Source organism: Acidisoma sp. S159, assembly GCF_009766125.1.
Classification (GTDB): domain Bacteria; phylum Pseudomonadota; class Alphaproteobacteria; order Acetobacterales; family Acetobacteraceae; genus Acidisoma.
The window spans coordinates 1-1,393 of record NZ_LMUG01000090.1; the positions used below are offsets into that span (position 1 = coordinate 1).

General features: G+C 65.8%; 1 protein-coding gene. It reads left to right on the plus strand.

Annotation, left to right across the window (positions count from 1 at the left end):
* Positions 1-53: 53 nt before the first annotated feature.
* Positions 54-1,393 (plus strand): MobF family relaxase (mobF, locus tag GSQ92_RS31255; RefSeq protein WP_371418609.1); only part of this gene is annotated, 1,340 nt, incomplete at its 3' end.

Sequence of the window (1,393 nt, forward strand, 5' to 3'; positions counted from 1 at the left end):
GGCCAGACATGCCGTCAGAGGTCGCGAAGGCGCTTGGTATTGATCCACGAACCATGCCCAAGGACGCCGATCTCGATCGGCTATTCGAAGCCAAGCGCGCCGATACCGGGGAAGCCTGGACAGAGCAGAAGCGCAAGGTCAGCGCCTATGACCTGACGCTGGCACCGCACAAGTCAGTCACCCTGGCGGCCGAATTCGCAGCGACGGCCGCCGAGAGCGCCATGATCTGGCACGCCATCGATCGTGCGAACGACGCCACCATGCGCTTCGTGGCTCGGGAGGTCGGTTGGGCGCGTAAGGGGAAGGCCGGGGAGGACGGCGCCGACCCGGGGGAAGTCGGGTGGGTGAGCTTTCGTCATCATACCGCCCGGCCCACCCTACCCGTGCAGGATGGCGCGCACGGCGCAACCTACCTGGCGCAATCGCCGATCGGCGGTGACCCGCATGCTCACATCCACAATGCCCTCTTCAACCTGGTCGTCACCGAGGACAGTCGCGTGGGCTCCCTCGATACTCAGCGCCTTCATAGCCGTGTGCACGAGTTCGGCGCCTTCTTCCAGGCACGATTGGCCGATGAACTGCGGCGCCTTGGCGCCCGGATCGGCTACGACAAGAATGAACAAGCGATCGTGCTCGAGGCGATCCCGCAACAGGCCGTTGATCTGTTCAGCAAAGGTCGCCGGCAGGTTCTGGGATCTGCGAAGGCCTATGCTCAGTCTCAAGGGCTTAACTGGGACGCGCTATCCATCGAGGGCAAGTTCAAGATCCTCTCCACCGCCGGCCTCGCCTCGCGCTTGAAGAAGCATGGTGACAAGAACGACCACGAAATCTGGCGAGAGCAGGCCGCCACGATCGGCTGGCACCATCAGACTATCCTCGACGAAACCCAGCACGAGGTGCGGCCGGCTGCCGAACGCTTCGACGCCGCCTACCGCTTCGCCGCCCGCCATCTTGCCCAGGAATTCCACACGGCCGCCGTCATCGACCACGACAAGCTCCGGATGTATGCGGCGCGGGGCCTGATCGGAACCGGCATCGCCGGCGGTGTCGCTGATATCGACCAGGTGGTGTCGCTCATCGAGCAACGAGGCCTGACGCTCAAGGGCGAACAGGTCGCGCTCATCCTTGGCGTGTCCGGCGACAAGGTCCGCGTCACCAACACCGCCCAGGTCCGGATCGAGGAAAGCCTCGCCGCGGAGGCGACCCGCGCGGCGGCCGACAAGGCCGGCGCTCTAACCCACGGCGCCATCGCGGCGGCGATTGCCGCCTCGGGCCTGGATTTCACGTCAGAGCCGGATCACGGGGCTGCCCAGAGGGCGGCGATCTATGCGCTTGGCCAGGGAGGTGCCCTCTCGCTGCTCACAGGCGTGGCGGGCGCCGGGAAGACCACGCT